This is a genomic window from Arsenophonus sp. ENCA (assembly GCF_002287155.1).
Taxonomy (GTDB): domain Bacteria; phylum Pseudomonadota; class Gammaproteobacteria; order Enterobacterales; family Enterobacteriaceae; genus Arsenophonus; species Arsenophonus nilaparvatae.
The window spans coordinates 1-2,115 of the sequence record NZ_NHNG01000431.1 but is presented as its reverse complement, the minus strand read 5'-3'; the positions used below and the strand labels follow the sequence as shown (position 1 = coordinate 2,115).

Annotated in this window: 1 protein-coding gene and 1 pseudogene; one reads left to right on the top strand and one right to left on the bottom strand. The window is 36.4% G+C overall.

Annotated features, from left to right (window positions below; all coding sequences use genetic code 11):
• Positions 1 to 320: 320 nt before the first annotated feature.
• Positions 321 to 692, top strand: a pseudogene (locus tag CBG25_RS11250) (transposase); the annotation flags it as partial.
• 26 nt (positions 693 to 718) lie between these two features.
• On the opposite strand, the gene CBG25_RS11245 reads toward CBG25_RS11250, so the two are convergent.
• Entirely contained in the window at positions 719 to 1,780 is a 1,062-nt protein-coding gene (locus CBG25_RS11245) for a hypothetical protein (protein WP_290606700.1), read from the bottom strand.
• Positions 1,781 to 2,115 lie beyond the last annotated feature (335 nt).

Sequence of the window (2,115 nt, the reverse complement as noted above, 5' to 3'; positions counted from 1 at the left end):
ACATTTTCCAGCCTCAGCCAAGCACTGCTCAATACGGACCCTTTTAAATGTATTCTGTGTGGCGGGAAAATGGTCTATCAGCGGGTCTTGTATGGGCTGGTAACAAAGGATCTGGTTGCTAACGCAGTGGAAATAGCGCGAATGCGTTACGTGATGTAATGCAGGGAAGATCTGCCTGAATTCAGCAAATTCGTTCAAAAATAAGTCGATTAGCCAACAAATAATGATCTCACTCCCTCTTGTGCTGAAAAAAACAGCAAATCTTACCGACTGTGATCCCTATTTCATACGGCCTCAGGATCTTTGAAATTCCTAGGCGTCGAGCTATCTACGGTGCAGCGACAGTCGATGCTGCTGAGTCTGCTCTGGAGGCATTCTCAGCCAAATGGGATGAGAAGTACCCAACAATTAGTCCGTCATGGATAAAGAATTGGGAACGGCTAATCGTTATTTTTGACTTTGCTCCTGAAATCCGTAAAGCCATTTATACCACCAATGCGATTGAGTCACTTAATGCCTCATTGCGTAAAATTACTAAAACACGGCGAGTTTTCCCAACAGATGAATCTGTCCTTAAGCTGCTTTATTTAGCGTTGCATAATATTTCAATAAAATGGACGATGCCTATTAAAGATTGGAAACCCGCCATGAGTCAATTTATGTTAATGTACGGTGATCGGATTACCAGCTAACGCAGGAGCCATTTACACAAAAAATTTTACAGACCCGATTTATTAACATTCGTTTTATCCACTTTCGCATAAATATCACCATTTATTGGTCCTTTATAATATTCATTAGATGACATTTCTGACGAATTAAATTGAATGCTCTCATAAATAGGTTCATTGCTTTGATTATATGGTTCTGCATATATGGGTTCATCGTTTTGGTCATATGGTTCAGAATATATAGGTTCGTTATTCAATTCATCAGGATAGGCATAAATATTTAAATCTTTTAATTCCTTTATCTCATCATTAAATTCTTTGGCAAGGTTTTCTTGTGTATTTCTTCTTATTTCGTTAATTGATTGAGAAAAATGATAAATCCACTCATTTTCTGTTCCTATTACACGGGTAATATCCAAACCATCAATAGAGTCTAGCGAGGAACGTTGTGCAGCATAATAATCAAAACATTTCATTTGTAATGCAATCCATTTTTGGGCGAAACGCTGATTAACAGCCATTTCTTGCTTTGTTTCTTCGTCCAATAAATGCAGATTGATTCTTCCCTGATTTGCTGAAGTAATACCTTCCAGTTTATTTTGCTTATGGTCATATTTTACTTGATTTAACGCTACATCGAGACCTTCACGGATAACAATATTGTGGTCTAATAACTCACTATTATTAGTTAATTCTCTTTCTTTTAAAGAATAAATATCTTTTTCAGTGAATCCATAAACCAATGTGCGTTCATCCATGACATCTTTAATGGAAAAAGAAAAAATATATGCACCATCTTCGTTTGGAGTAATAGATGCCTGAAATCTATCCTGATAAACAGGGTATGCCATTTCCTTAAGTTGATAAAACGCAGTCACTTTTTTTAAAATAAATTCAGTATCAGGTTCATCATTGCTATGTGTTAACTCATAAATTTTCCCCAACGCTTCACTTGTGTTGGTTCCATAAAACCAATCTTTAATTTTTTCCCATATGCCAACATGTGTAGCTTCTTCTTTTGATGAACTATTGATAGCGCGCTGGATATTTTCATCACTAAGCGTTCTATTGAACAGGAATAACGAATTACTTTGAATAGAAAGTGACATAATCGCTCCTTTTTACCTCAAATTTGTTTTTATTATTACAAACAAACAGGTTATATTAAATACGCTATTTATTCATTACGTGTCCGGCATTATAATCCAGCCATACAAAAACGCACCCTATCTTAATCAGGTGCGTTTATTTTTTTAATTAATAGCACCTTTTATGACCAATCATAAGAAAACGGCTCAAAATCGATTACAGGCGGTTTTAGTTACCGTCTTGAAAGTCAACCTTAAACACTAAAAATAACCCATGGTTATATTCCGCTTCCTCGTCCGTTCGCTTGCTCTCGGACTCCGGTGAGCGGATAGAGTTAGCTTAGAGGAGGTTTTGT